The sequence below is a fragment of the Nocardia sp. NPDC059228 genome (genome assembly GCF_042754245.1).
In the GTDB taxonomy this organism is placed as follows: Bacteria; Actinomycetota; Actinomycetes; order Mycobacteriales; family Mycobacteriaceae; genus Nocardia.
The window spans coordinates 1-1062 of sequence record NZ_JBHZAL010000177.1; the positions used below are offsets into that span (position 1 = coordinate 1).

At 68.5% G+C, this 1062-nt stretch carries 3 protein-coding genes; all 3 read right to left on the bottom strand.

Annotated features, from left to right (window positions below; all coding sequences use genetic code 11):
* Positions 1-337: class I SAM-dependent methyltransferase (locus ACFXKA_RS43305; protein ID WP_379431957.1), on the bottom strand; the 337-nt coding region annotated here is incomplete at its 3' end.
* Positions 338-552: 215 nt separating this feature from the next.
* Positions 553-786, bottom strand: a complete 234-nt coding sequence (locus ACFXKA_RS43310) for a helix-turn-helix transcriptional regulator (protein ID WP_355187010.1) — start codon at positions 784-786, stop codon at positions 553-555.
* Positions 786-1062 (bottom strand): DUF2975 domain-containing protein (locus ACFXKA_RS43315; RefSeq protein ID WP_379431958.1); only part of this gene is annotated, 277 nt, incomplete at its 5' end. The genes ACFXKA_RS43315 and ACFXKA_RS43310, both read right to left, overlap by 1 nt.

Here is a 1062-nt window from a genome sequence, read left to right on the forward strand (position 1 = left end):
CGAGGCTGTCGTCCCCGATCGGCAGCGAGGTCTTCGAGCCGACGTCGAAACGCAGGTCCGGGTAGGCACCGCGAGCCAGCTCGACCATGGCGGGCGACAGGTCTATGCCGAACGCGGGCACCTGGCGCTCGGCAAGGTACGCCGTGACTCTGCCGGGCCCGCATCCCACGTCCGCGACGGGCCCGAGGCCGGCCGTCCGCACCACCTCCGCGAAGACGTTCAGCATCCCTCGTGACAGCGGATCCAGCTCCGCCGGAGTCTTGACCCGCTCGACGTAGGCGGAGGCGACCGTGTCGTACGACTCCCGGACAGCGGCGAGGTAGGAGAGATCAGACATGCGGGCGACTCTAGAGGGCCGGGTCCTACGCCGGTGGCGCGACCACGTCCCGGAACCGGGCTTGACCCTCACGTCGCGTGAGGCCGGAGAGTGAGGCGCATGAGCGACTACTACAACGCGTTCGAGACGAGTCCCGTGCCTGCTCCCGGCCCGGACACCGCGACCTGGCGGTAGAACGCGGGCTGCGAAGCCGACCGGCCCGCGACCGAGCACAACTAGGACGGCTCGGCGGGGTCGTGGGTGATCAGATCTCCCGGCTGGCACTGGAGGACGTCGCAGATCCTCGACAGGGTGGAGAAGCGGATCGCCTTGGCCCGGCCGTTCTTGAGCACGGACAGGTTGACGACGGTGATGCCCACTCGCGCGGACAGCTCGGTGAGCGTCATGCCGCGCTCGGCGAGGATCCGGTCGAGATGGATCCGGATCGAGTGGATTTCCTCTTCGGGCATCAGATGGTCCCTTCGAGGTCCTCTCGCATCCGCACTCCCTCGCCCATTATCTTCCCCATGACCACCGCCGTGAGACCGGCGAGGACAAGCACCATCGGCCCGGTGACCGTCGGCCCCGAACCCACGATCGGCGCCATGCTCCCGACGAGCCAGGACTGCGACCATCCGACGACCAGACCCGTCAGCGGCGTACCCACGGCGACGAACCAGCCGAGGACGGTGAGCCGTTGGGCGACCGCGTCGGTGAACGGCCCTTGCGACAGGACGGTCTTCAGC

Bases quoted from the DNA above. Each gene is read 5' to 3' on its own strand.
- ACFXKA_RS43310 (WP_355187010.1), bottom strand. From the start codon at position 786: ATGCCCGAAGAGGAAATCCACTCGATCCGGATCCATCTCGACCGGATC.